We start from the raw sequence: 21,578 nt of genomic DNA on the forward strand, positions 1-21,578 counted from the left end.
TGTCCTTGGTGAACGTGCTCCTGGTCAGCTTCTGGATGTCCTCCATCTGCGGATTGCCGACCATCAACACATTGATGCTCTTGCCACCACCGGAGCTCGAGGATGCGCCCGCCCCGCTGCAGGCGACGAGCAGTGAGCCCGCGGCCGTGGCCGTGGCGAGGACGTGGATCATTCTCCGTGTACGCATGACTGACTCCAGGGATGTACGAGGGCATGGGGAACCAGGCCCCGGCCTTGCGGGATGGGATATGAGGGGGCGGACTGCGGCTCAGGCCTGGATGACCTGGGGGCCCAGCAGTGCGTAGCGGCGGGCCTCGGAACCGTGCAGTCCCGCATCGGTGACGATGGCCTCGAAGTCCGTGACCTGCGCGAAGCGGCAGAAGCTCACGGCACCGAATTTGGTGTGGACGCCGGAGAACACCCGGCGTCTGGCGACTCGCATGACCTCGGCCTTCAGTGCACTGACTGCGGGGTCGGGGGTGGTGAGTCCGTACTCGCGGGAGATGCCGTTCGCGCCGACGTAGGCCAGGTCGATGGCGAAGCCGGCCAGCATGCCGGTGGCCCAGTGGTCGACGGTGGCCAGTGTCCCGCCGCGCACCCGGCCGCCGAGCAGCAGCACGTTGATGTTCTCGGCGGATGTCAGGGCACCCGCGGTGGTCAGCGAGGCGGTGACCACGGTCAGTGGCCGGTTGCGGGGGAGGGCGGCGGCGATGAGCTGGGGGGTGTAGCCCTCGTCGACGTAGACGGTCTCGGCATCTCCGAGGAGTTCGGCCGCGGCGGCCGCGATCCGGGACTTCTCGGGGACGTGCATGGTGGTGCGGGCCGCGAGCGTGGTCTCGAAGCCCGCGCTCTCCACCGGATGGGCACCGCCGTGGGTGCGCCGGACCAGCCCGTGCCGCTCCAGCACGTTCAGATCACGTCGCACGGTCTCCTTGGAGACCGCAAGCTCGGTTGCGAGCTGTCCGACGTCGACGGATCCGTCACGGCGGGCCGTTTCCAGGATCCCGCGTCTTCGTTCCTCGGTGTCCACGGCGACACCTCCGTTTCACGGCTCCGCAAGTTGTGCCCGAGTGGGCGGCTTTCCGGAGCCCGGCCCGTTCGGCTCTGGTGGCCCAATTTGTACAAGCGGATTGCGGCTACTGACCAGATTCGCCGTAGCGAAGTTCGTGACCGAATAAGCCCGCTTTTCGGAGGGCGGAGCCCCTGGTGGAAGCGGTGGAAGGCTCCGGGACGGGGGAGGCCACTGCCTGCTCACCAGCTTGGATCTGCCCGTTCGCTGTCCGTTTTCCCGGATGGATCAGGACAACCGTTGGGGAACCGAGGCGAAAATCCGGCCATGACGCCGTTCAGGACACTCGCCTGTTGATCGGGCCGACCGCTACGGGCCGGTGTGCTCGGCGTACGGGAAAAGCGATGGGTGAGCTCGTACGACGGCTCGGACCGTCACGCCGCCCCGCCGCTCGGCGGCGCGGTCGAGTTGCGCAGCACCAGTTCGGTGCCGACCTCCATGTGGTCCATGAGCAACTGCTGGCCCTCGATGAGGGACTGCAGCGCGCGGGCCGCCTTCTGGCCCATGTCGTGGAGCGGCTGGCGGACGGTGGTCAGGCCGGGGAAGCTCTGCGCCGCCTGCGGAAGGTCGTCGAAACCGAGGACCGAGATGTCGGTGGGCACATTGAGGCCGCAGGCCCGCGCGGCGTCGATGGCGCCGAGTGCCATCAGGTCGGCGCCGGCGACGATCGCCGTAGGACGGTGTTCGGTGATCAGGCGGGTGGCGGTGCGGAAGCCGCAGGCGTAGGAGAAGTCGCAGGAGGCGACCAGCCGCTCGTCGACCTCCAGTCCGGCGAGCCGCATCGCGTCCTCGAAGCCCTGGAAGCGGATGGACGTGCTTTCGAGGTCCTCCTCGCCGCGGAGGTAGGCGATCCGGGTGTGTCCCAGGTCGATCAGGTGCTGGGTGCCGTGGCGCATCCCGTGATAGTTGTCCACGGTCAGCCGGGGGAGCGGCACGTCCAGGCGCCGTGGATCGATGATGACGCAGGGCAGTTTCTGCCGACGCAGCAGATTGACCGTGTCGTCCTCCAGGACCGGTGCGATCAGCAGGACGCCGTCGACGAGGCCACGGGCCAGGAACTCGATGCGGTCCTTCTCGCGCACCGCGTCGTGGTACGAGGCGTTGACGAGCAGCTCCTGCTCGGCGCTGGCCAGCTCGTCGGCGACTCCGCGGAGGATCTCCAGGCCGTACTGGCTGGTCAGGTCCAGGGCGATGAGGCCGATCAGCCCGCTGCGGCCGGCCTTGAGGTTGCGGGCCGAGACGTTCGGCCGGTAGCCGAGTTTCCCGGCCACCTCCAAGACCCGGCGCCGGGTCTCCTCGGAGGCCCCCGGCTTGCCGTTGATGACGTTGGACACGGTCATCGCGGAGACGCCGGCCTCCTCGGCCACCTGCGCGATGGTCACCCGCCCTGCCACCCGAACTCCTTCTGCCCGACCCCGGCCACCCGGCATGCGAAGACATTAGAGCCTGTGCTGCCTCGCGCCTGCCACATATTCGAGGAAACTTTAACGATAAGTTGCATGGGGGTCAATGGAAACTCCCGAGAGGCCGAGGTTCGGCCCTGTGGGCAGGGTGGACGTGACGGGCTTGCGTAGAACGCCCGGAAGATGCGGCGGCTTCGACCCGACTGGCCGACCACGGAAAGTTACGTATAGATGTCCGCTAAGTTTTGCGTTACAGTCCCGGCCAGCGGCGGGCAACGATCGCCGCAACCCGGGTCGACCGACCCCTTTCCACACGGATCAGCGCTGCACCCACACGGCACAGGCTGATCGATTCAAGAACCCCTTCAGACATGACAAGTCGGTTCGTACCGACGACGGGTGAGGTGTGCAATGAAGCGCTCTGGGAGACGTCTCGCGGTCGCCACCACGGTCGCCGCCATGGCGATGTCGCTGGCCGCGTGCGGAGGCGGGTCGTCCGGTGCCTCCAGTGACGGCACGGTGACCATCCATGTGCAGGCGTGGAAGGGCGGCGGCGCGGAGCCGGCGAACGTCGCGGAGATCAACAAGGCGTTCGAGAAGGCCCATCCCAAGATCAAGGTCGACTTCGAGTACATCACCGCGAACGACACCTACGTCCAGAAGCTCCAGCCGGAACTGCTCGGCGGCAAGGCCGGCGACGTCATCATGGTCGACACGGACAAGATGAAGAAGTGGGGCGCCTCCGGCTACCTCGCCGACCTGTCCAAGGAGTCGTGGGCGAGTCAAATAGCCCCCGACGCCAAGCCGTTCGCGCAGTCCGACGGCAAGACCCTCGCCATGCCGATGGAGCTGATCGGCATCGGCCTCTACGCCAACATGGACCTGCTGAAGAAGGCGGGCATCACCGAAGTCCCCGCCGACTGGCCGACGTTCCTCGCGGACCTCGCCAAGGTCAAGAAGGCCGGCATCAGCCCCATCGCGCTGCCCGACAAGAGTGCCTGGACCGGCAGCTCCGTCCTCCAGGCCGCCGGTTCGACCGTCGTCTACCAGAAGAACAAGCAGTGGGACGCCGACTTCCTGGCCGGCAAGGCGTCGTTCAACCCCGACTGGAAGAGCTCGCTGGAGCAGTTGAAGACCCTGGAGGACAAGGGGTACGTCAACTGGAAGAACGAGCTCGGCACCGACGAGTGGTCGCAGGGCCCGCAGAACTTCAGCGCCGGCAAGAGCGCCTTCTGGTACCAGGGCGCGTGGCAGGTCTCCAACGTCAAGAAGGCCGGCTTCCCCGTCTCCTTCGCGCCGTGGCCGGGCGGTGCCGCGGGCACCAAGCCCAACGGGATGCTGTTCTCCGGCACCATGTGGGGCGTCAACTCCCAGTCCCAGAAGGGTGACGCGGCGCGCGAGTACGTCAAGTTCTGGTCGCAGAGCGCGAACCTCGCCAAGTACCTCGATGCCGAGCACGCGGAGTCCCCCTTCACCGGCGGCACCACGCCGGAGAGCACCGAGACGACGGCCTTCACCACGGCCTTCAAGGACGGCCGCTACCGGATCCTCCCGTCCAACTCCTGGTACGGCGCGACCGCCGAGACCGCGATCGGCTCCAAGATCCAGGCCTATCTGCTGGGCACGGCGTCCGCCGCGCAGACGCTGAAGGACATCCAGACCGCGGCGTCCGCGAAGTAACCCGGCCACCCCTGGTCTGCCGTGGCGGGGGCGGGAGGACGGCTCCTGGCCGCCCCCGCCACGGCCATCCGGGGAAGAGGAGGACCCTCGTGTTCCATCGACGGCGCGCCACCATGGCCGCCTTCCTGCTTCCGGCGATCGTCGTGTACGGCGCCTTCATGCTGTATCCGCTGGCCCGCGGCGTCTATCTGAGCATGACCGACAGCCTGGGCGGTCCGATCTCCCACTTCGTCGGCACCCAGCAGTACCGCGCCATGGCCGACGACTCGGCCGTCTCCGCGGCCCTGTGGCACACCGTGCTGTACGCGGCGGTCGTCGTGGTCGTGCAGAACGGCCTCGGGCTGCTCTTCGCGAGCATGCTGTTCCGCCGCCCCGGCGTCCGCAAGGCGCTCAGCGTCGTCCTGCTGACGCCGACGCTGATCTCGCCGGTGATGGCCGCCTTCATCTGGTCGTACCTGTTCGCCCCGACCGGCGGCATCAACGCGCTCCTCGACCTGGTCGGGTTGCACGGCCTGAACCACGTCTGGCTCGGCGACACCTCCACCGCGCTGTACTCGGTGGCCGCCGTCAACATCTGGATGTTCACCGGCTACTCCTGCGCGATCTTCCTCGCCAGCTACATGAGCATGCCGACCGAACTCCTGGAGGCGGCCGCGCTGGACGGCGCGAGCGGCTGGCGGCGCTTCGTCAGCATCGAATGGCCGCTGCTCGCCCCCGCGCTCACCGTCAACGTGACGCTGAGCCTGATCGGCTCGCTGAAGGTCTTCGAGTTCCCCCTCGTACTGACCAACGGCGGCCCGGCCGGGTCCACGGACACCCTGACCCTGCTGGTCTACCGGAACGTCTTCGGCGGCGGGAAGTTCGCCTACGGCGTCGCGCTGTCGGTCGTCCTCCTGGTGACCGTGGTCGTCCTGTCCAGCGCCACCTCCTCCCTGCTCCGGCTGCGCGAGCGACGTATCTGACGGCCTCTCACGGAATCTGACGGATCGCCACCATGACTTCAGACACCACCGCGCCGGACATCCCGTCGCTCTCCGGTCCCCGGCCCGCCACCCGCCTCCCCGGCAGTCGTACGACATCCACGGCGTCCCGCGGCCGGCTGCGCCGCCTGACCGGCGGCCTCGGCACCGTCCTGCTCTGCCTGGGCACACTGCTGTTCGTCCTGCCCTTCGTCTTCACGGTCGTCACCTCGCTGCGTACCGCGGCGGACGTGGCCAGCTCCCCGCTGGGCATCCCGCACTCCCTGACCCTGAAGAACTTCTCCACCGCCTTCAGCCAGATCCACTACGGGCGCAGCACCCTCAACACCCTGCTCGTCACCGGCCTTTCGTGCGTGGCCGTCACGGTGATCGGCTCGCTCGCCGCCTATCCGCTCGCCCGCATCACCCAGCACTGGTCGACCGCGGTGTACCGGCTGTTCATCCTGGGCACGTCCGTGCCCGTGTTCGTCGTGGTGGCACCGCTGTACCTGCTGATGCGCGACCTGAACCTGCTGGACAACTACGCCGGCGTCATCCTCATCTACACGGCCCTGAACCTCCCGGTCGCCGTGTTCTTCTACACCAGCTTCATCCGCTCCATCCCGGCGGACCTGGAGGAGGCGGCGGCACTCGACGGCTGCGGCGCCTTCCGTACGTTCTTCACGGTCATCCTGCCGCTGCTGCGCCCGGTCACCAGCACGCTGCTGACCTTCGTCTCCCTGCAGATCTGGAACGACCTGCTGGTTCCGCTGGTCTTCCTGCAGGACCCCGACAAGCGGACCGTCATGGTGAACGCGTACTCCTTCATCGACCCGCACACCGTGCAGCCGACCACCCTGTTCCCGGCGGCCCTGCTCGGCGTGCTGCCGCTGCTGATCATCTTCGTCTTCTTCCAGCGCCAGGTGGTGGCCGGCATGTCCGCCGGCGCGGTCAAGTCCTGACCCACTCCGGCCGGTTGAGCCGCGCCCCCCAGACACTCGACGCCCTCACCGTCGGGGGCTGCCCCCTGCCCCGACGCCCCCGGAAGGAACTCCCACGATGTACGTGGTCTCCTACTTCACCAACGCCGACGAGGCACTGCACCTCGCCCACAGCGACGACGGCCACGCGTTCGTGCCCGTGAACGGCGGCAGGCCCGTCCTGCGGGGAACCGTCGGCACCGGCAGACTGCGCGATCCCTTCATCGGGGTGGGCCCCGACGGCCTGTTCCATCTGCTGGCCACCGACGGCTGGACGAGCCCCCTCATCGTCCACGCCACCTCGGCCGACCTCCTCAACTGGTCGGCCCAGGAACTCCTCCCGGTCATGGCCGGTGTGGAGGGCGCCCAGAACGCCTGGGCCCCGGAGTTCTTCCTGGACCGCGGGACCGGGCTGTACCACCTCATCTGGTCGTCGGTCGTCGAGGCCGGGGGCACGGCCGAGGGCCGCGACTTCGAGCACGTCGGCCAGGACCACCGCATCTGGCACTGCACCACCGAGGACTTCAGCACGTTCTCGGCCCCGGACGTCTTCTTCGACCCCGGCCACTCGGTCATCGACGCCACGGTGCAGGAGCTGGACGACGGCGGATTCCTCATGGCCTACAAGGACGAGCGCGGCACCAACGACCTCGCCACCGCGCACAAGGACATCCACCTGATCACCTTCGACACCCCCGGCGGTCCGCACACGTCCGCCCTCGGGCCGGTCACTCCCTCGGTCGTGGAAGGACCGTCGCTCTTCCGCCGCGGAGACGAACTGGTCATGATCTTCGACCACTTCCTCGAAGGGAGGTACGGCGCGGCCCGCAGCAAGGACGGCGTGGACTGGGAGCCCGTCTCCCTGGCTCTGCCCACGGGCATGCGCCACGCCTCCGTCTTCGAGACGTCCCTCCTGGCATCGCTCCCGCCGCGCTGAGGCAGCCCCTCCCCCCCCCAGAGTCCCGGGCGGGTCCGCTTCGGTCGGCCCGCCCGGTGCAGGAAGCCCCGCGTCGCATCCCGCGGCGCGGCGGACACCTTCACCCAGCAAGGAGCGCCGCAATGAAGCGTCGCAGATCGGACCGCCCGGGAGTCCGGGCGTCCCGCATCCTCACCCTGCTCGCCACGCTGGCGGGCGCCCTCCTCCTCCCGGCCCATACCGCCCTGGCCGCTGGCACGACGTACTACGTCAACTGCTCGGCCTCCACGAACGGCAGCGGCACCCAGGCCAGCCCCTGGAACTCCGTCAGCAGCGTCAACAGCACCACCTTCGCCTCGGGCGACAGCATCCTCTTCGCCGCCGGCACCACCTGCACCGGCCAGCTCACCCCGGGTGGCTCGGGCGCCTCCGGCAGCCCCATCACCATGGGGGCGTACGGCACCGGCGCCAAGCCGGTCATCGACGCGAACGGCGCCACCGGCCCCGTCATCCACCTGCTCAACCAGCAGTACTGGGAGATCGGCGGCCTGGACCTCACCAACGCCGCCTCCTCGCCCGCCTACCGCTCCGGCGTCCTCGCCGAGAACAGCTCCGGCGGCGTCCTGCACCACATCCGGGTGCACGACATGAACATCCACAACATCACGGGCTACGGCGGTGGTTGGTACTCCACCAACGCGGGCGTCGGCGTCCAGACCGACCACACCACCCCGGTCTCCACCTGGGACGACGTGGTGGTCGAGAACAACACCTTCGACCATGTGGACCGCATCGCGGTCGCCGTCACCCCGGACGCCGACGGCCAGGGCACCGGCCTGACGACGGGCACGGTCATCCGGGGCAACACGATGACCTACGACGGCGCCGACGACATCCTCGTGGTCAAGAACGACGGCGCCCTCATCGACGGCAACAAGGCCGGCTACGGCGGCGCCAAGAACACCTGCCCGCCCTCCGGCCAGTACTGCAACGGAGCCTCGGCCGGCATCTGGATGTCCGGCAGCTCCAACACCGTCGTCCAGAACAACGAGGTGTACTGCCACATCAACGGCGCCGACGGCACCGGCTACGACGTCGACTGGGGCAACCACAACACCACGTTCCAGTACAACTACAGCCACCAGAACCTCGGCGGCTTCCTGCTGGTGATGCCCCCCTTCACCATCGCCAACGAACCCACCTCGACCGTCCCCAGCGACGGCACGGTGGTCCGCTACAACATCAGCGAGAACGACGGCACCAACTCCGGCTGCCCCGCCTCCGGCACCCCGACCCACGGCAGTGGCGTCTTCCACTTCGTGGGCAACATCCCCAACCAGAGCGGCAGTTCGGCCGCCGTCCCGCTCTTCTACAACAACAGCATCTACGTCAACAAGAGCGGCCTGAACACCCCGATCCTGTACTCGCGCAGGGGATCGAGCGTCACCGGCACCCTCTCCTTCCGCAACAACGCGGTCTTCAACTACGGCACCGGCGGCTACTTCACCACCAGCTCCGGTTCCGTCTACTCCAACAACCTCTTCTACGGCACCCACCCGTCCTCCGAGCCCACCGACTCGGCGAAGGTGGTGACCGACCCCGAGTTCCGCGACCCCGGCAACGCGGACACCTCCTCCTCGTACACCGGCAAGAACGCCTACCAGGTCCACCCGTCCTCCCCGGTGATCCGGACCGGCACGGTCATCAGCGACAACGGCGGCAAGGACGCCTTCGGCAACACGGTCTCCGCGACGGCCGCGCCCAACATCGGCGCCTACAACGGCACGGGCGGCAACCTCGTCTCCAATGCCGGCTTCGAGTCGGGCGCGATGAGCCCCTGGACCAACAGCGGTGCGGCCCCGTCCGTCACCTCGGCGGGCGCCCGCACCGGAAGCTACGCGCTGACCACCCAGGCCAGCGGCAGCGGAGCCAACCAGACCCTGACCGGCCTGAGCCCCAACACCACCTACCTGCTGACCGGTTGGGCCAAGGTGGCGAACGCGGGCGAGACCCTCGCCATCGGCGTCAAGAACTACGGCGGCACGGAGACGTTCACCAACGTGGCGACGGCGTCGTACACCCAGGCGGCGGTCCTGTTCACCACCGGTTCCTCCAGCACCTCGGCCACGGTGTACTGCTGGAAGAACTCCGGCGGCAGCGGGGCGGGCTACTGCGACGACCTCGCGGTGGAGGCCCTGTCGTCCGCGACCAACACGGTCAGCAACCCGGGCTTCGAGACGGGCGCGTTGACCCCCTGGACCCAGAGCACGGGTACGGCGTCCAGCGTGGTCGCGTCGAACGCCCGCTCCGGCACGCACTCCCTGCAGACCGGGGTCAGTGCCAGCGGTGCCATCCAGACGGTGAGCGGCCTCACCGCCAGCGGTACCTATCTGCTGGCCGGCTGGGCCAAGGTGGCCACCGCCGGTGAGGAGGTGGCGGTCGGTGTGAAGAGCTTCGGCGGTACAGAAACGTATCTGCGGAGCTCGACGACGTCCTACACCCAGCAGCCCCTCTTCTTCACCACGGGTGCCTCCACCACCACGGCCGGCGCCTATTGCTACAAGAACTCCGGCTCCGCGGCCGGGTACTGCGACGACTACACCCTGATCAAGCTCTCCTGACCACGCCCGATTCCCCGGAGGAAGCAAGATCGCAGCAAAGGTGGGCGGGTCGGAGCGTTCGGCCCGCCCACGCGACGTCCGAGGGCACCGGCTGCAAGGATGCAGTCCCCGCGGCCGCCGGGAATACGAGTGTCCTTGCAGCGTTCGGCATGACACGCTGTGCCTTCAACCGTGCGAACGCAGGAGGTCACCATGACTGCCGATTCTTCACCGCAAGACAGTCCGGAGTCGGCCGCCGACGCCGAGCGTCCTCCTCTGACGCCCGACGAGGACGGCCAGTACGACCTCAAGCGCAAGTTCCGTGAGGCCCTCGCGCGCAAGCGCGGTGGCCAGACCGAGGGTGCCGCACACACGGATGCCTCCAAGATCCGTGGCGCGCACGGCCCGGCCGCGAGCCAGCGGTCGTTCCGGCGCAAGAGCGGGGGCTGAGCCCTGCGGGGCCCGGCGCGGGGCGTCGGCGCGCAGGTGGCGCCGGCGGTCCGCACCGGTCCCTCAGGATGCCTCCACCGCCGCCTTGATCCGCTGCCCGAACGCGGGCGCGTCCTTGCGCGCCGCACCCAGTGCGAAGCCCACCAGCAGCTTTCCGATGCCGTGGCCTTCGAGGACGTTGAAGATCCTCACCCTGGTCGTGCCCGGACCGGTGGACTCCAGGTCATAGCCACCCTCGCCCGCCGTCACGACGTTCTTCGAGGTCTCCGCCCAGCGGATGCGGTGGGGCGCCTCGAATTCGGTGATCCGGAACTTCCGGCCCGTTTTCATGCCGGCGTCCTTGACCGTGCTGGTGAAGACCGTGCCGACTGCCGTCGGCCCCTCCGGAGTCTTCGTGATCGCCTGGACCCTCGGGCTGAACTTGGGGTCGTTCGTGCCGTCGGCGAGAAACGTGAAGACTTCCTCGATGGGACGGTTGATCTCGGCTGTCGCCTCAAACTGACCGGCCACGATTCCTCCTGTGCTGCGGTCGCTGGAGTTCCGGCTGAGTGCATGCTGCTTTGCCGAGCGCCTTCAGCGTATCGGCGCGGCTCCACCCGTGCTCCTCATGGGCGTCGGCCAGAGGATGAAGTCGGCGAAGGCGCGGCGAGCGGGTTGAGGCCCGACCTCGTCCAGGGCCGCGCGCACGGCGTGCAGATGGGCCGGGGTCATCTCCAGCGGGGGTTCGTCCGGCTGGTAGGTGGTGCGGATCGGGTAGTCGACGCCGGGCCGGCGTGTCATCTCGATGTGGCAGCCCAGTACGTGGGTGACGGCACGGCGACCGGCGAACGCGATCAGCCGGTCGATGGTCCGTGAGAAGGCCGACCAGTCCTCGATGTACAGCCGTCCGCGGTAGACGGTGTCTCCGGTCAGCAGGAATCCGGTCCACGGGTCGTAGAAGGTGATGGCCGCAGCGTCATGGCCCGGAGTCGCGAGCGCTTCCAGCACCCGCCCCCCGAGGTCGACGGGCCGCACCGCCTCCGGGTCGTCGGCGAACCCGAAGTACGTCCAGGCCGTATCCCGATCGCCACCGACCACGATCGTGTCCGGTCGGTCCAGGAACTGGCTGTCGCCCGCGACGTGATCGCCGTGCGAGTGCGTGTGGAGTACGAGCAGGCCATAGGAGTCGCGGGGGTTGCGAGCCAGCCAGGTCTCGACAAGGTCATCGACAGTCCGGCGCACCGGAAAGAACTCCGGTGACGCTGTGGCGCCCGTGTCGATCAGGACCGCCTCGCGATTCCCGAACAACAAGTAGAGGAACGGGGCCTCGTAGTTGATCGCCTTGTTCTGTCTCAGCAACACCGTGTGGTCGTCGTACCAGTGCACTTGAAGATCGGGGTCGGTGTTGTGCTTGGCCGACGGCGACCCGTGAATCCAGTCGACGCCCAGTGGCTCTGCGCTGAACTTCCGGACACCTGGTTCGCCCGCACCGGACACGATGCCTCCCGAAGTGCGTCGTCTTGGCGGGCCGGGTACGTCGCACAGCTCGTCCGGGAAGACACGCGCCCGCGTCTCCAGCCGGGACGCTATCACCGCACATCGAGTACGAGCGGGCAGTGGCCCGGTGGAGGATCAGGGCGCGGTGAACAGGGTCGGGAAGCGGGGCGCGAGCCAGGGTCTGCGTCCCCAGGCAACGACCTGTCCCCGTCCGATGGCCCGCCACGGGTTGCGACGGCCCAGCGCGATCAGGAGGAAGGTCACGGGCTCGATCAGGATGGTGCAGTCCGGACGTTCCAGGGGCGCCGGGGTCACGTGCACGGCGCCGTCGTCCAGGCTGACGCCGAACGCCGCGCCGCCCCGGAGGCGGACGGTGTAGCGGACAGCCAGGCCGGCGATGGCCGCCGTGTCGACGACGCGCGGCATGACCGAGAGCATGAACGGCATGCACAGCCCGACACGGTCGCGGTCGATCATGTGCGGACGGTTCAGCGCGCGAGCGAGGTCGTAGCCATGGCCCAGCATGTGCGTCAGCAGGTAGGACGCGAGAACGTGCCGGTCCATGGAACCCAGCGGTGTGACGAGTGCGGGACCGACGGCGCTCTCGTCGCTCGCGGCCCGATCGGCCGCGTCGAGGAACACGGCGGCCTGCTCAGCGATCATCGACGCCAGCGGCTGTGCCCCGCGCTCCGCGAACACGGCGAGGGCCTGTGCGTTGGCGGCGGCCAGACTCTGCGGCGTGCCGTCCCCGTAGGGGCGTGCGTGCCCGGACACGAGGTCGGCCATCAGCTCGTTGGCCAGTGCCAGATGGGCGGCCGCCTCACCGACCGTCCACTCCGAATCCGGTACGGGAACGGTCGTGTCGGAGGCGCTTTTCAATACCGTGGCGATGTCACCGGCGGTCTCACGTATCGCTCGTGCGAGCCCTTCGGGTAGCGGCCCCTGGATGTACTGCTGCGCCGTAGGCTGCACGCTGCCTGTTCCCTCCCGCCCGCCGCGCCCCTCGCGTATCCGGCCGCCGTACCCAATCAGACCTGGGGACGCGCGACAAGCCGTCGTACGCCGTGGAGCAGGCCCACGGTTCCGCCAGGACAGCTGGTTGGTGCCTGCGACGGCCTGGGGCTGACCTGCAGACCCGTTGGACCGGGCAGCACACCAACCGGGGGTGAGTCGATCGGGCCCCAGGTCCATCGGACGAGCGGTGTCAGGCGTTCGGGTCGAAGGGGAGGCCCGACGGCATGGAGTGGGCGAGGGCGTACTCGAAGTCGCCGTCCTTGATCTTGATGGTGGCCGCGCCGAAGTCGGCGCTCAGGAGCTTGTCGCGGTAGCCGGCCGGATAGCCGTTCCAGCCGACCAGGCGCGGGTAGAACCAGCCGCCGGTGGCGTTCTCCGGGGGGTCGTCGTTGGTGTTGGCGAAGCGGAAGTCGTGGGTCGAGACGCCGTCCTTGTGGTAGACGATCTTCGGATGGGTGCCGTCGAAGCGGACGGCCGAGGCGGCCGCGACCTGGTAGCCGCTGTGCTGGGACACCGAGACGTACCGCACCTGATTGTCGCTGATCCACACGACCACGTGCTCCCAGTCGTGCCGGTGCCCGATGGCCGCCGGACCGAGGGTCGCCTGGTCCTTCTCGAAGTAGCTGGCGTACATCACGGCGCACCAGCCGTTGTCGCACTTCTCGCGTGAGTAGGTGTTGGCGTTGGCCAGTTGGGCGTAGTCGTGGCAGTGGCCGTTGACGTCGCCGCCGAGCGCCAGGCCGGGGTTGATGGTGCCGTCGGCGCCGATGGCCGCGGTGGCGTAGCAGCCGTCGCCGTCGTAGTCGTAGGCGGGGGAGAAGGTCTGTTCCAGGCCGTCGGCGTTCTGGGGCAGCAGCGTCAGCACGTTGGCGCTCGCCTGGGCCGGGAGGGCCATGACGAGGGCCAGCGCGCCGAGGGCGGCGGCGAGCGCCGTGCTGCGGGGCCTTCTTGCAGTGAGCAGTCGGTTGCGCACGTCAACTCCTACGGGTAGCTGGTCAGGTTGGCGACATTGGTGCCGGAGTTGGACGGGCCTCCGGTGTTGTCGACGACGTGGCCGATGGTGCCCGTGCCGCCGAGGGAGACCGTCACCATGCTGGTGAAGCGGACGCCCGAGGTGTTGGGCGCCTCGATCGCCCGTGCGGCGACGACACTCGGGTCGACGTTGAAGTAGCAGTAGCTGCCGAGGCCGTAGGCCTGGTGGCTGGTGACCGAGTCGTCGACCTTGTAGGCGGCGTAGCCCTGGGTGGAGCCGTTCATCCAGGCGGACTGGTTCGGTGGGTCGTAGGGCATCTCGTTCTGGAAGAAGTACGTGCGGCCGGCGTTGCCGTTCCAGACGGTCTGGTACTTCTGGAAGTGCTCCACGAACAGGCCGTACATGGTGACGTCGTCGCCGTTGACGATCATTCCGGTGTCCGCGGTGTTGCTGGTCCAGCCGACGCCGCTGCCGTGGTCGGCGCGCCAGATCCACATGTGGTCGCCGATGACGTGGTCGCTGTTGACGACGAGACTCGTGGTCGCCTTGCCGACGCCCGCGCCGCCGACGCGGAAGTACACGTCGTGCAGGGAGGTCGGGTCGGCCGCGTGGGAGGCGGAGGCGCCGGTCGGCCCGACCTCCAGCAGGGAGGGCGAGTTGGTGGTGCCGGCGTCGAACAGCAGCCCTGCGATCTTGACGCCGTCGACGTCGGCGACCTTCATCGCGGTGATGCCGTTGTCGGGGACGAAGGTGGCCAGGCCCAGACCGAGGACCACCGTGTCCGCGCGGTTGATCTGCAGGGTCTGGTCGAGGTGGTAGACGCCGGGAGTGACCAGGAGGTTCTTGCCCGCGGCGAGCGCGGAGTCGATCTGGGAGGCGGTGGCGCCCGGCTTGACGACGTAGAAGCTGTTCAGCGAGAGCGAGCTGCCGGAGGCGCCGCCGGCCCAGCTGGTGCCCGAGGAGTTGGAGCGCAGGGACGGCACGAACACCTGGTAGGCGCCGGATCCGTCCACGTACAGGAACGGCTTCTCCCGGGAGACCGGACTCTGGGCGACCGTGGTGTAGGGCGGGTTGGGGAAACTGGTGGCCGGGACGCCCGTGCTGCCGGCGAAGACCATGTTCCAGTTGGAGCCGGTCCAGCTGCCGAGCTGGGAGTTGCGGGTCAACCACTGTTGCTGCGAACCGGAGTTGACCTGGCCGTCGATCCTGCTGTCGGCGATGAGACCGCCGCTGGACCAACCGCCGTCGTCCAGGGCGAGGTTGCCGCGCAGATGCATGCGACGGTACGGCGCCGCCTGCGAGACCGCCCAACGGTCGCTGCCGCCGGTCGGGTTGACCGACAGGTTCTCCGCGCCGCGCCAGAAGTTCTGGGTGGCGTTGCCCTGGAACCAGTCCGCCTCGGCGTGCACCGCTCCGTTGATCGTCACCGCGTCCGGCGTCAGACCGAGGCCCAACACCTGGGTGTAGAAGCCGACGTTGACGTCGGTGCTGTAGGCGCCGGGCTTGAACAGCGCGGCGTAGCGCTGGGAGCCGAACTGGTTGGTCTCCTGCTGCCGGAAGACGGTGTTCAGCTTGCTCTGGATCGTCGACGAGGACATGGACGGGTCGAAGACGACGACGTTCGGGCCGAGGTCGGGGTTGGCGGCCGACTGGGTCACGGGGACCACCTGGAAGCGCTGGGCCGCGGTGCCGTTGCAGGTGTACTGCACGAACTGCACGCTGTCGGCGGTCGACGCGCCGGGATCGTCCAGACACTTGCCGCTGTTGCGGTTGACGAAGTGGTAGGCGCCCCCGCCGTCGTCCACCGGCAGCCACTGCTGGTTGGTGCCGCCGCCGTAACTCCACAGGTGGACCTGCGCGTTGTCGGCGGTGGAGACGTCGGCGACGTCCACGACCTGGTTGGTGTCGTTGCCGTTGTTGATCCGCACGTATCCGTCACTGGTGGCGGTGAAGCTCCACTGCTGTGCCGTGGTGCCGTTGCACGTGTACTGCTGCACGACGGTGCCGTTGGCGGTGGCGGCCGCCTTGGCGTCGAGACATCTGCCGCTCGCGGCGTTCATGACGGTGGCGAAGCCCGTGGGCAGGGCGGAGGTCGCGGCCCGTGCGGGCGCGCCGGTGAGCACGGACGCGGCCGTGACGGCCACCAGGGCGGCCGCGGCGGATCTGCCGCGGTGGGGTAGGGAAGGCATGGGTCCTCCTTGCCGGAAGCGGGAGTTCGGCCGATGCGGTCGGCCGGCGGAATCAGCCGGTGCAGGCGGCGAAGACGCGCGGGTAGTCCCGGTCCGACCGGCTGACGCCGGAGCAGCTGTCGGCGGGGCCGCCGGTGCAGGGGCGGTCGCCGTCGGCGGACCAGAACGTCAGCCGTGCCAGGTGGTGTTGCCGGCGTAGGCGGGGATGGTGCGCAAGGGTCTGGATCTGGCCATGGCGGGGCGGCCTTTCGTGGGGGGTGGTGCACGCGTGCCGTGTTCGCCTTGTGAACGGACGAGTGCATGCACGGGGGTGGGGTCGCCCGGAGAAACTAAAGGTGCGGACCACTTACGTCAAGATGTGAAGTAAGAGTTGAGGAAAGGGAGTTGAGTGGGCACCCTGGTTGCCGGGGGATGGCTTTGTGACGGACCCCGGTCAGGCGGCCGGCAGTCCGTAGGCGCGGTCGTAGTGCTGGGCCACCAGGTGTCCGGCTCCGTCGCAGGAGAGCTGCCAGTCGTTGACGCCGGTCTCACGGCCGTCGGTGAAGTTCCAGAGCAGGCGGCCGGTGGCGGCGTCGATGGCGAAGAAGCCGTTCTTGTTCTCCAGGGCCGGGACGTAGATGGTGTGCCCTCCGACGGCGATCGGGTTGTCGATGTTGAGGCGTGGTGTCTCGCAGAACCAGCGCCGGGAGCCGTTCGCCGCGTTGAAGGCGTAGACGCCGGAGGGGTCGTTGCCGGTGGCGTAGACGGTGTCGCCGCCCGCTCCGAGGGATGCGAACAGGCCGTGCTGGGGCTTCGCCCGCCAGCGGAGCTTGCCGGTGCTCAGCTCCAGGGCGATGAGTTCGGAGCCGATCGCGAAGACCGTCCGGCCGAGTACGGCGAGTCCGGGCCGCAGGTCGTAGCCGACGTGGTGCCGCCAGCGCAGGCTGCCGCCGTCCTGGGTGTTGCGCACCGAGACGTTGCGCAGTCCGTCGGCGTAGACGAAGTATTCGGTCGTGACGACCGGTTGAAGGGGGACACCGATGTCTTCCGGGCTGATCGGGATGACGATCGCCTGGCGGGCCTGGAGGTCGACGCCGAAGACCGCGTTGGTGGAGGTCGCGACGCCCTGTTCCGCCGACCGGCGCTGCAGATGGGTGCCGAGGACGGAGACGGCGAAGTCGCCGTAGCTGCCGAGCAGTTGGTCGAACTGGAAGTCCTGACCGAAATTGAGGGCGAAGTGCTCGGCCCCGCTGGCCGGATCGACGCCGATCACCGTGGCGCCGGTACCGAGCGCGACGGCGGAGCCGGAGGTCAGCAGCACCGGAGTGGGCGAGAGGCTGATGCCGGGATAGACCCACTTGGGCCGGGAGCCGTTCTTGAGGTCGAGGCAGATCATGTTGCCCGGCCGGCCCTTCAGCAGAGCCGTGCCGGCGTTGAAGACGGCCGGGGTCTGCAGCAGTGGGTCACCGCGGTAGACCCAGGTGGGCTCGGGGGCCTGGCCGAGGGGCCGCGCCGGGCGTGCGCGGGTCGTCCGCCGGGCAGCGAGGAGGACCGTACCTCCGACGACCGCCGTCCCCACGGCCGCGGCAAGGAGCGCGCGTCGGGACATGCCGGGGCGGGCGCGGCGGTGCACGGGTGCCGTGGCATGTTCGGGCGCCGATCTCTCCGGTGGCGTCGGCCGGGGGAAGGAGTCCCGTTCGGGCGGCTCGGTGGCGAGTCCTGTGCCACCGGTTTCGTCGGCCCTCCATTCGGTGATGCCCCCGGCCAGGTCGGCACTGTGCGTTCCGTCCCCTCCGCCCGTGCCGTGGGCGGCGATCGGGCCGTGCTGAGGCCGTGTCGCCGTCGCACAGGCCGACCCCTGTCGGCCGGTCGTGGACAGCACCGGGTCGGGTGCGTCGTCGGAGGATCGCGCGGGGGCCTGGGGCCGGGGGAGGAGGTCGACATCCATGACGGCGGCCTCGTACCCGACGAGGGCGGCTGCCACGGGCGCGGGCAGCCAGTCCCCCGTGAACAGTTGTTCCACGCCCCCGGGAGCGCAGGCCGCGGACAGCCGGTCGGGAGTGATGCGAAGGGCCGGGTCCTTGGCCAGACAGAGGCTGATGATCTTGTCGAGGGGCTCGGGTACCCCGGCCAGGTCCGATGAGCCGTGCACCACCTGGTAGAGGAGGGTGGCCGCCGCGGCACCGCTGAACGGAGGGCGTCCGCACGCGGCGAACGCCAGCACCGAGCCGAGGCAGAAGACATCTCCTTCCGGCCCCATGGGTTCGCCGGTCGCCTGCTCGGGACACATGTACTCCAGGGAGCCGAACAGGCCGCCGGTGCCGGTGAGTTGATAGCCGTCACGGGCGCGCACGATGCCGAAGTCGATGACGCGCGGGCCGTCCGCGGCGAGCAGCACGTTGGAGGGTTTGAGGTCGCGGTGCACGAGCCCCTCGGCATGCACCGCGATCAGCGCCTCCGCCATGCCCGCGCCGAGGGCGAGGACCGACTCCACCGGCAGCGGACCGTGCTCGGCGACGGCCTCGGCCAGCGTGGGGCCGGGTATGTAGGCGGTGGCGAGCCAGGGTGTCTCCGCGTCCGGCGCGGCGTCCACCACGGGTGCCGTGAAGACGCCGCCGACCGCGGCCGCGGCCGCCACTTCGCGCCGGAACCGGATGCGGAAGTTCTTGTCCTCCGCCATCTCGGGACGGATGGCTTTCACCGCGACGGTGCGGCCGTCCGCCGAGGCCGCCAGATAGACCCGGCCCATGCCGCCTGCTCCGAGCCGAGCCACGAGCCGGTAGGGACCCAGCTGTTCGGGATCTTCTGGGCGAAGTGGCTTCATTGCCTCAGCCGCCTGTTCTCGATGGTGGCGGGCGGCAGTCGTGCCCGCTGTGTGGGGGTGAGGGGCCCGGAAAGGGGCTGGCACCACACTAGAGGCTCAAGTGACGTACGAGGTCTTGCCAAGCGGCCGTCCGCACTTACCGATAAGTAGGTGACCAGCCCTTCTCCCGTTGTTCCAGGGTGATGTGATGGGACGTCAGATAGGTGGTGACTCGTGTCTGGACAGCGGGAACAGTGCGCGATACGCAACACGGGGCGAGTGGGGCGGCTGTAGAGGCCACAGACCTCCGATGTGTCGAAGCTCACCCCGTTCGCGCCCCTTGTCACTCCGTCCGTGTCACCGGTGATGAGGCGACGTCAGGTAGTGCTGCCTGAGGAGTTCCTTTCCGTAGTCGTTGCCGTTCGGGGTCCGGATGATGGAGTGCACGTGCTTCTGCGTCGGGCCGTCGTCCCGCGTCGCGCCGTACGCGCCCGCGAGCGGACCGGGCGACTGGCAGTCCACCTCGACCCACACCACCGGGCTGTGTACGCGGACGTACAAGGCGTCGTCGTCGCCGGTGCCGCCGGCCCAGGTCACATAGGTGTCGTTCAGGTGCTTGCGGACCTCGGACAGCCTCACCTCGGCCGCATCCGCCTCGGCGCGCGAGACGAAGGCCTCCACGGTGCCGAGGAGCTTGGTCTTCTGGGTGCCGGTGAGGGCGGTTCCGCGGATGCCCGTGTACTCCTGGACCGCGTTGTCGGAGAACGCGCCGGCCTTCATCGACTCGTTCGACTTGGTCGAGGATTCGATGGCGACCTTCTGCTGCGCCTTGGTCAGGGAGTTGATGAACGCGAGGCTCGCGACGACCTCCTCGCGGCAGACGCTCACGGTCTCGCCGTCGATCTCCATGGAGGTCGGTTCGGATCCCCAGAAACAGTTCTGATCCCGCGCGGCTGACGGTGGTGGACGTGGGCGCTCCCGGTGTGGCCGGGACGGCCGCTCCGGACAGCCTGAACGCGGTGTCCCCGGCCGTGGGGGAGACGGTGTTGATCTCGGGTGCCACCGGCGGAGTCGGCGCGCCGGTCGTCCGGCTCGTCGCTGCCCGCGGCGCGAAGGCGATCGCGACCGCCCGTCCCGGCGCCGCGACCGAATGCGTCACCGGCCTGACCGACCCCGAGATCCACACGGTCGACTTCACCGGCGATCCGGAGGCCCAGGTCCGCGCCATCACCCCGGACGGCGTGCGAGGGAAGTGACGCATAGGGGCAGGCCGAACCCCCTTCGGTGATCCGGACAGGCCTCTCTGATGTGCCGGAGCCGGACCGGCACCGAAAGTGGATAAGGATCTCCGATTGGTAGAGTGACGCGCATGACACCTGGCGCCCAGCACCCCGACGCCCCCGCTCCCCAGCCGCTGCGCAGTGACGCCGAGCGCAACCGGGAGCGGATCGTCGCCGCCGCGCGCAAGGTGTTCGCTCGCGACGGACTGGGCGCGTCCATGGCGTCCGTGGCCCGCGAGGCCGGCGTCGGGATCGCCACCATGTTCCGCCGCTTCCCCACCAAGGAGGAGCTGGTCGACGCCGTCTTCGCCGACCGGATGGACGCCTACGCGCAGGCGGTCACCGTCGCCCTGGACGATCCCGACCCCTGGCACGGGTTCGTCGGCTACATCGAGGCCGCCTGCGCGATGCAGGCCGCCGACTTCGGCTTCGCCGACGTGCTCACCACCGTGTTCCCCGGCGCCAAGGCTCTGGAGCAGCGGCGCAACGAGGCCTACGAGGGGATGGTGCGGCTCATCGGCCGTGCCAAGGAGACCGGCCGGTTGCGCGAGGACTTCGACCCCTCGGACCTGGTGTTGCTGCACATGGCCAACGCCGGTGTCGTCAACGCCACCGGCGATGCCGCCCCCGACGCCTGGCGCCGTGTCGCCGCCCTGTTGACCCAGTCCTTCGAGACACCGGCCCGCGGCCCCCTGCCCGCCTCACCTCAACACGACGCCCTCTACCAGGCCATGCTGCGCACCGGCCCGGCAGGCCCCACCGCACCGGCGCCGGGCAAGAAGGGCTGACCGCAGGGCCGGATTCACCCTTCCTGGGCGCGGTGCAGGAATCTGTCGGCCAGGAGGCGGGCGATGGCCCAGTCCTGCACGGCGACACCGACGGACTTGAACACGGTGCGTTCGCCGTGGTCGACGGTGGGGGCGGTCAGCGCGGTGCCGAGCTCCACGAGGGAGTCCCGGGTGATGGCCCCGGCTTCGAGCGCGTGGATGATCTCCCCGGACTCCTCCAGGACCGCGGACAGTTCGTCGACGAAGACGGTGCTGCCCGCGAGCAGTTCGTCGGGCAGCTCGCGCATGGTGGGGCGGTACGCGCCGATGGCGTTGACATGCACCCGGGCGGGCAGCGTCGACGCGGGGAAGAGCGGGCTGGTCGCGTTGGTGGCGCAGCAGACGATCTCGGCCTGTTCGACCGCCGACACCACGTCGGTCGTGGCGCGCAGGTCCACCCCCGCCAGTTCGGGTGCCAGCCTTTCGACGAGGTCCTGTGCGCGGCGCAGGTCGGTGGCCACCGCCGTCAACTGACGCAGGGGCCGGACCGTATGGACGGCGCGGACCTGGTCGAGGGCCTGTCCGCCGGCGCCGATCAGGGTGAGCCGCCCGGCCTCGGGCGGAGCGAGGAGGTCGGTGGCGACGCCGACGACCGCACCCGTGCGCAGGGCCGTCACCGCACCGGCGTCGGCGACGAGCTGATCCGGCCGGCCGGTCTCGCTCCAGACCACGGTGCCCGTGATGGCGGGCCTGCGCTCGAAGTTCACGCTCAGCGCCTTGAACATGGCGGAGGCCGTCGACCGGTGATGAGCCGACATCGCCAGGAACTGCCCGTCCCGCAGTGCGGTGCGGTGCGGCATCTCGAACTCCCCGCCGGCGAGATCGACGAAGGCCCGGCGTACGGCGTCGACGGCCTCCTTCATCGTCACGGCCTCGCGGATCTCACGCTCACCCACGGTCATCGCCTGCATGGCCCCCACTTCCTCGTCGACCCTTTCCTCCACCGCCTCTGCACAGGGGAAGGCGCCCGTAAGCTCTGA

At 69.1% G+C, this 21,578-nt stretch carries 17 protein-coding genes, 2 pseudogenes and 1 riboswitch; of the genes and pseudogenes, 8 read left to right on the forward strand and 11 right to left on the reverse strand.

The window, feature by feature from the left end; translation table 11 throughout:
- From ACWC09_RS36620 to ACWC09_RS36630, 3 genes and pseudogenes are all read right to left on the reverse strand, one after another.
- A pseudogene (locus ACWC09_RS36620) lies at window positions 1-187 on the reverse strand (sugar ABC transporter substrate-binding protein); the annotation flags it as partial.
- A gap of 81 nt (window positions 188-268) precedes the next feature.
- Window positions 269-1,030, reverse strand: a complete 762-nt coding sequence (locus ACWC09_RS36625) for a DeoR/GlpR family DNA-binding transcription regulator (RefSeq protein ID WP_450855350.1) — start codon at window positions 1,028-1,030, stop codon at window positions 269-271.
- Between the two features lie 413 nt (window positions 1,031-1,443).
- Entirely contained in the window at window positions 1,444-2,463 is a 1,020-nt protein-coding gene (locus tag ACWC09_RS36630) for a LacI family DNA-binding transcriptional regulator (RefSeq protein WP_450855351.1), read from the reverse strand.
- Between the two features lie 420 nt (window positions 2,464-2,883).
- Between ACWC09_RS36630 and ACWC09_RS36635 the strand changes: the two genes are divergently transcribed.
- The 6 genes from ACWC09_RS36635 (at window position 2,884) to ACWC09_RS36660 (ending at window position 10,057) form a co-directional block, all read left to right on the forward strand.
- Complete coding sequence (locus ACWC09_RS36635) at window positions 2,884-4,152, forward strand: ABC transporter substrate-binding protein (protein ID WP_450855352.1); 1,269 nt, start codon at window positions 2,884-2,886, stop codon at window positions 4,150-4,152.
- An 89-nt stretch (window positions 4,153-4,241) separates the two neighbouring features.
- A complete protein-coding gene (locus tag ACWC09_RS36640; RefSeq protein WP_450855353.1) occupies window positions 4,242-5,114 on the forward strand; it encodes a carbohydrate ABC transporter permease in 873 nt (290 codons plus the stop codon).
- Between the two features lie 32 nt (window positions 5,115-5,146).
- A complete protein-coding gene (locus ACWC09_RS36645; RefSeq protein WP_450855354.1) occupies window positions 5,147-6,073 on the forward strand; it encodes a carbohydrate ABC transporter permease in 927 nt (308 codons plus the stop codon).
- A 97-nt stretch (window positions 6,074-6,170) separates the two neighbouring features.
- The gene (locus ACWC09_RS36650) at window positions 6,171-7,028 is read left to right on the forward strand and encodes a glycoside hydrolase family 43 protein (RefSeq protein WP_450855355.1); all 858 of its coding nucleotides are present in this window, start codon (window positions 6,171-6,173) and stop codon (window positions 7,026-7,028) included.
- A 122-nt stretch (window positions 7,029-7,150) separates the two neighbouring features.
- Window positions 7,151-9,628, forward strand: a complete 2,478-nt coding sequence (locus ACWC09_RS36655) for a carbohydrate binding domain-containing protein (protein ID WP_450855356.1) — start codon at window positions 7,151-7,153, stop codon at window positions 9,626-9,628.
- A gap of 192 nt (window positions 9,629-9,820) precedes the next feature.
- Entirely contained in the window at window positions 9,821-10,057 is a 237-nt protein-coding gene (locus ACWC09_RS36660) for a DUF5302 domain-containing protein (protein WP_450855357.1), read from the forward strand.
- 63 nt (window positions 10,058-10,120) lie between these two features.
- Here ACWC09_RS36660 and ACWC09_RS36665 read toward each other — a convergent pair whose 3' ends face one another.
- From ACWC09_RS36665 to ACWC09_RS36695, 7 genes and pseudogenes are all read right to left on the reverse strand, one after another.
- Entirely contained in the window at window positions 10,121-10,567 is a 447-nt protein-coding gene (locus tag ACWC09_RS36665; RefSeq protein WP_450855358.1) for an SRPBCC family protein, read from the reverse strand.
- A gap of 63 nt (window positions 10,568-10,630) precedes the next feature.
- On the reverse strand, window positions 10,631-11,533 hold the full coding sequence (locus ACWC09_RS36670) for an MBL fold metallo-hydrolase (protein WP_450855359.1): 903 nt from the start codon (window positions 11,531-11,533) through the stop codon (window positions 10,631-10,633).
- Window positions 11,534-11,545: 12 nt separating this feature from the next.
- Window positions 11,546-11,614: riboswitch (guanidine-III (ykkC-III) riboswitch) on the reverse strand.
- Window positions 11,615-11,668: 54 nt separating this feature from the next.
- Window positions 11,669-12,505 (reverse strand): maleylpyruvate isomerase family mycothiol-dependent enzyme, encoded by an 837-nt coding sequence (locus ACWC09_RS36675; protein ID WP_450855360.1) that lies wholly within the window; start codon window positions 12,503-12,505, stop codon window positions 11,669-11,671.
- A 232-nt stretch (window positions 12,506-12,737) separates the two neighbouring features.
- Window positions 12,738-13,442, reverse strand: coding sequence for an NPP1 family protein (locus ACWC09_RS36680; RefSeq protein ID WP_450855398.1), 705 nt, complete (start codon window positions 13,440-13,442; stop codon window positions 12,738-12,740).
- An 86-nt stretch (window positions 13,443-13,528) separates the two neighbouring features.
- Window positions 13,529-15,709 carry an RICIN domain-containing protein gene (locus tag ACWC09_RS36685; RefSeq protein WP_450855361.1) on the reverse strand — a complete coding sequence of 727 codons (2,181 nt, stop codon included), beginning with the start codon at window positions 15,707-15,709 and terminating at the stop codon, window positions 13,529-13,531.
- A 433-nt stretch (window positions 15,710-16,142) separates the two neighbouring features.
- Complete coding sequence (locus ACWC09_RS36690; protein ID WP_450855362.1) at window positions 16,143-18,437, reverse strand: protein kinase domain-containing protein; 2,295 nt, start codon at window positions 18,435-18,437, stop codon at window positions 16,143-16,145.
- A gap of 411 nt (window positions 18,438-18,848) precedes the next feature.
- A pseudogene (locus tag ACWC09_RS36695) lies at window positions 18,849-19,415 on the reverse strand (DUF3500 domain-containing protein); the annotation flags it as partial.
- 44 nt (window positions 19,416-19,459) lie between these two features.
- On the opposite strand from ACWC09_RS36695, the gene ACWC09_RS36700 reads away from it, so the two are divergent.
- Both ACWC09_RS36700 and ACWC09_RS36705 read left to right on the forward strand, forming a co-directional pair.
- Window positions 19,460-19,747 carry a hypothetical protein gene (locus ACWC09_RS36700; RefSeq protein ID WP_450855363.1) on the forward strand — a complete coding sequence of 96 codons (288 nt, stop codon included), beginning with the start codon at window positions 19,460-19,462 and terminating at the stop codon, window positions 19,745-19,747.
- 113 nt (window positions 19,748-19,860) lie between these two features.
- Window positions 19,861-20,559, forward strand: coding sequence for a TetR/AcrR family transcriptional regulator (locus ACWC09_RS36705; protein WP_450855364.1), 699 nt, complete (start codon window positions 19,861-19,863; stop codon window positions 20,557-20,559).
- A gap of 14 nt (window positions 20,560-20,573) precedes the next feature.
- Here ACWC09_RS36705 and ACWC09_RS36710 read toward each other — a convergent pair whose 3' ends face one another.
- Window positions 20,574-21,509, reverse strand: a complete 936-nt coding sequence (locus tag ACWC09_RS36710) for an ornithine cyclodeaminase family protein (RefSeq protein ID WP_450855365.1) — start codon at window positions 21,507-21,509, stop codon at window positions 20,574-20,576.
- Between the last annotated feature and the right edge of the window lie 69 nt (window positions 21,510-21,578).

This window comes from Streptomyces sp. NPDC001617 (assembly GCF_053596855.1).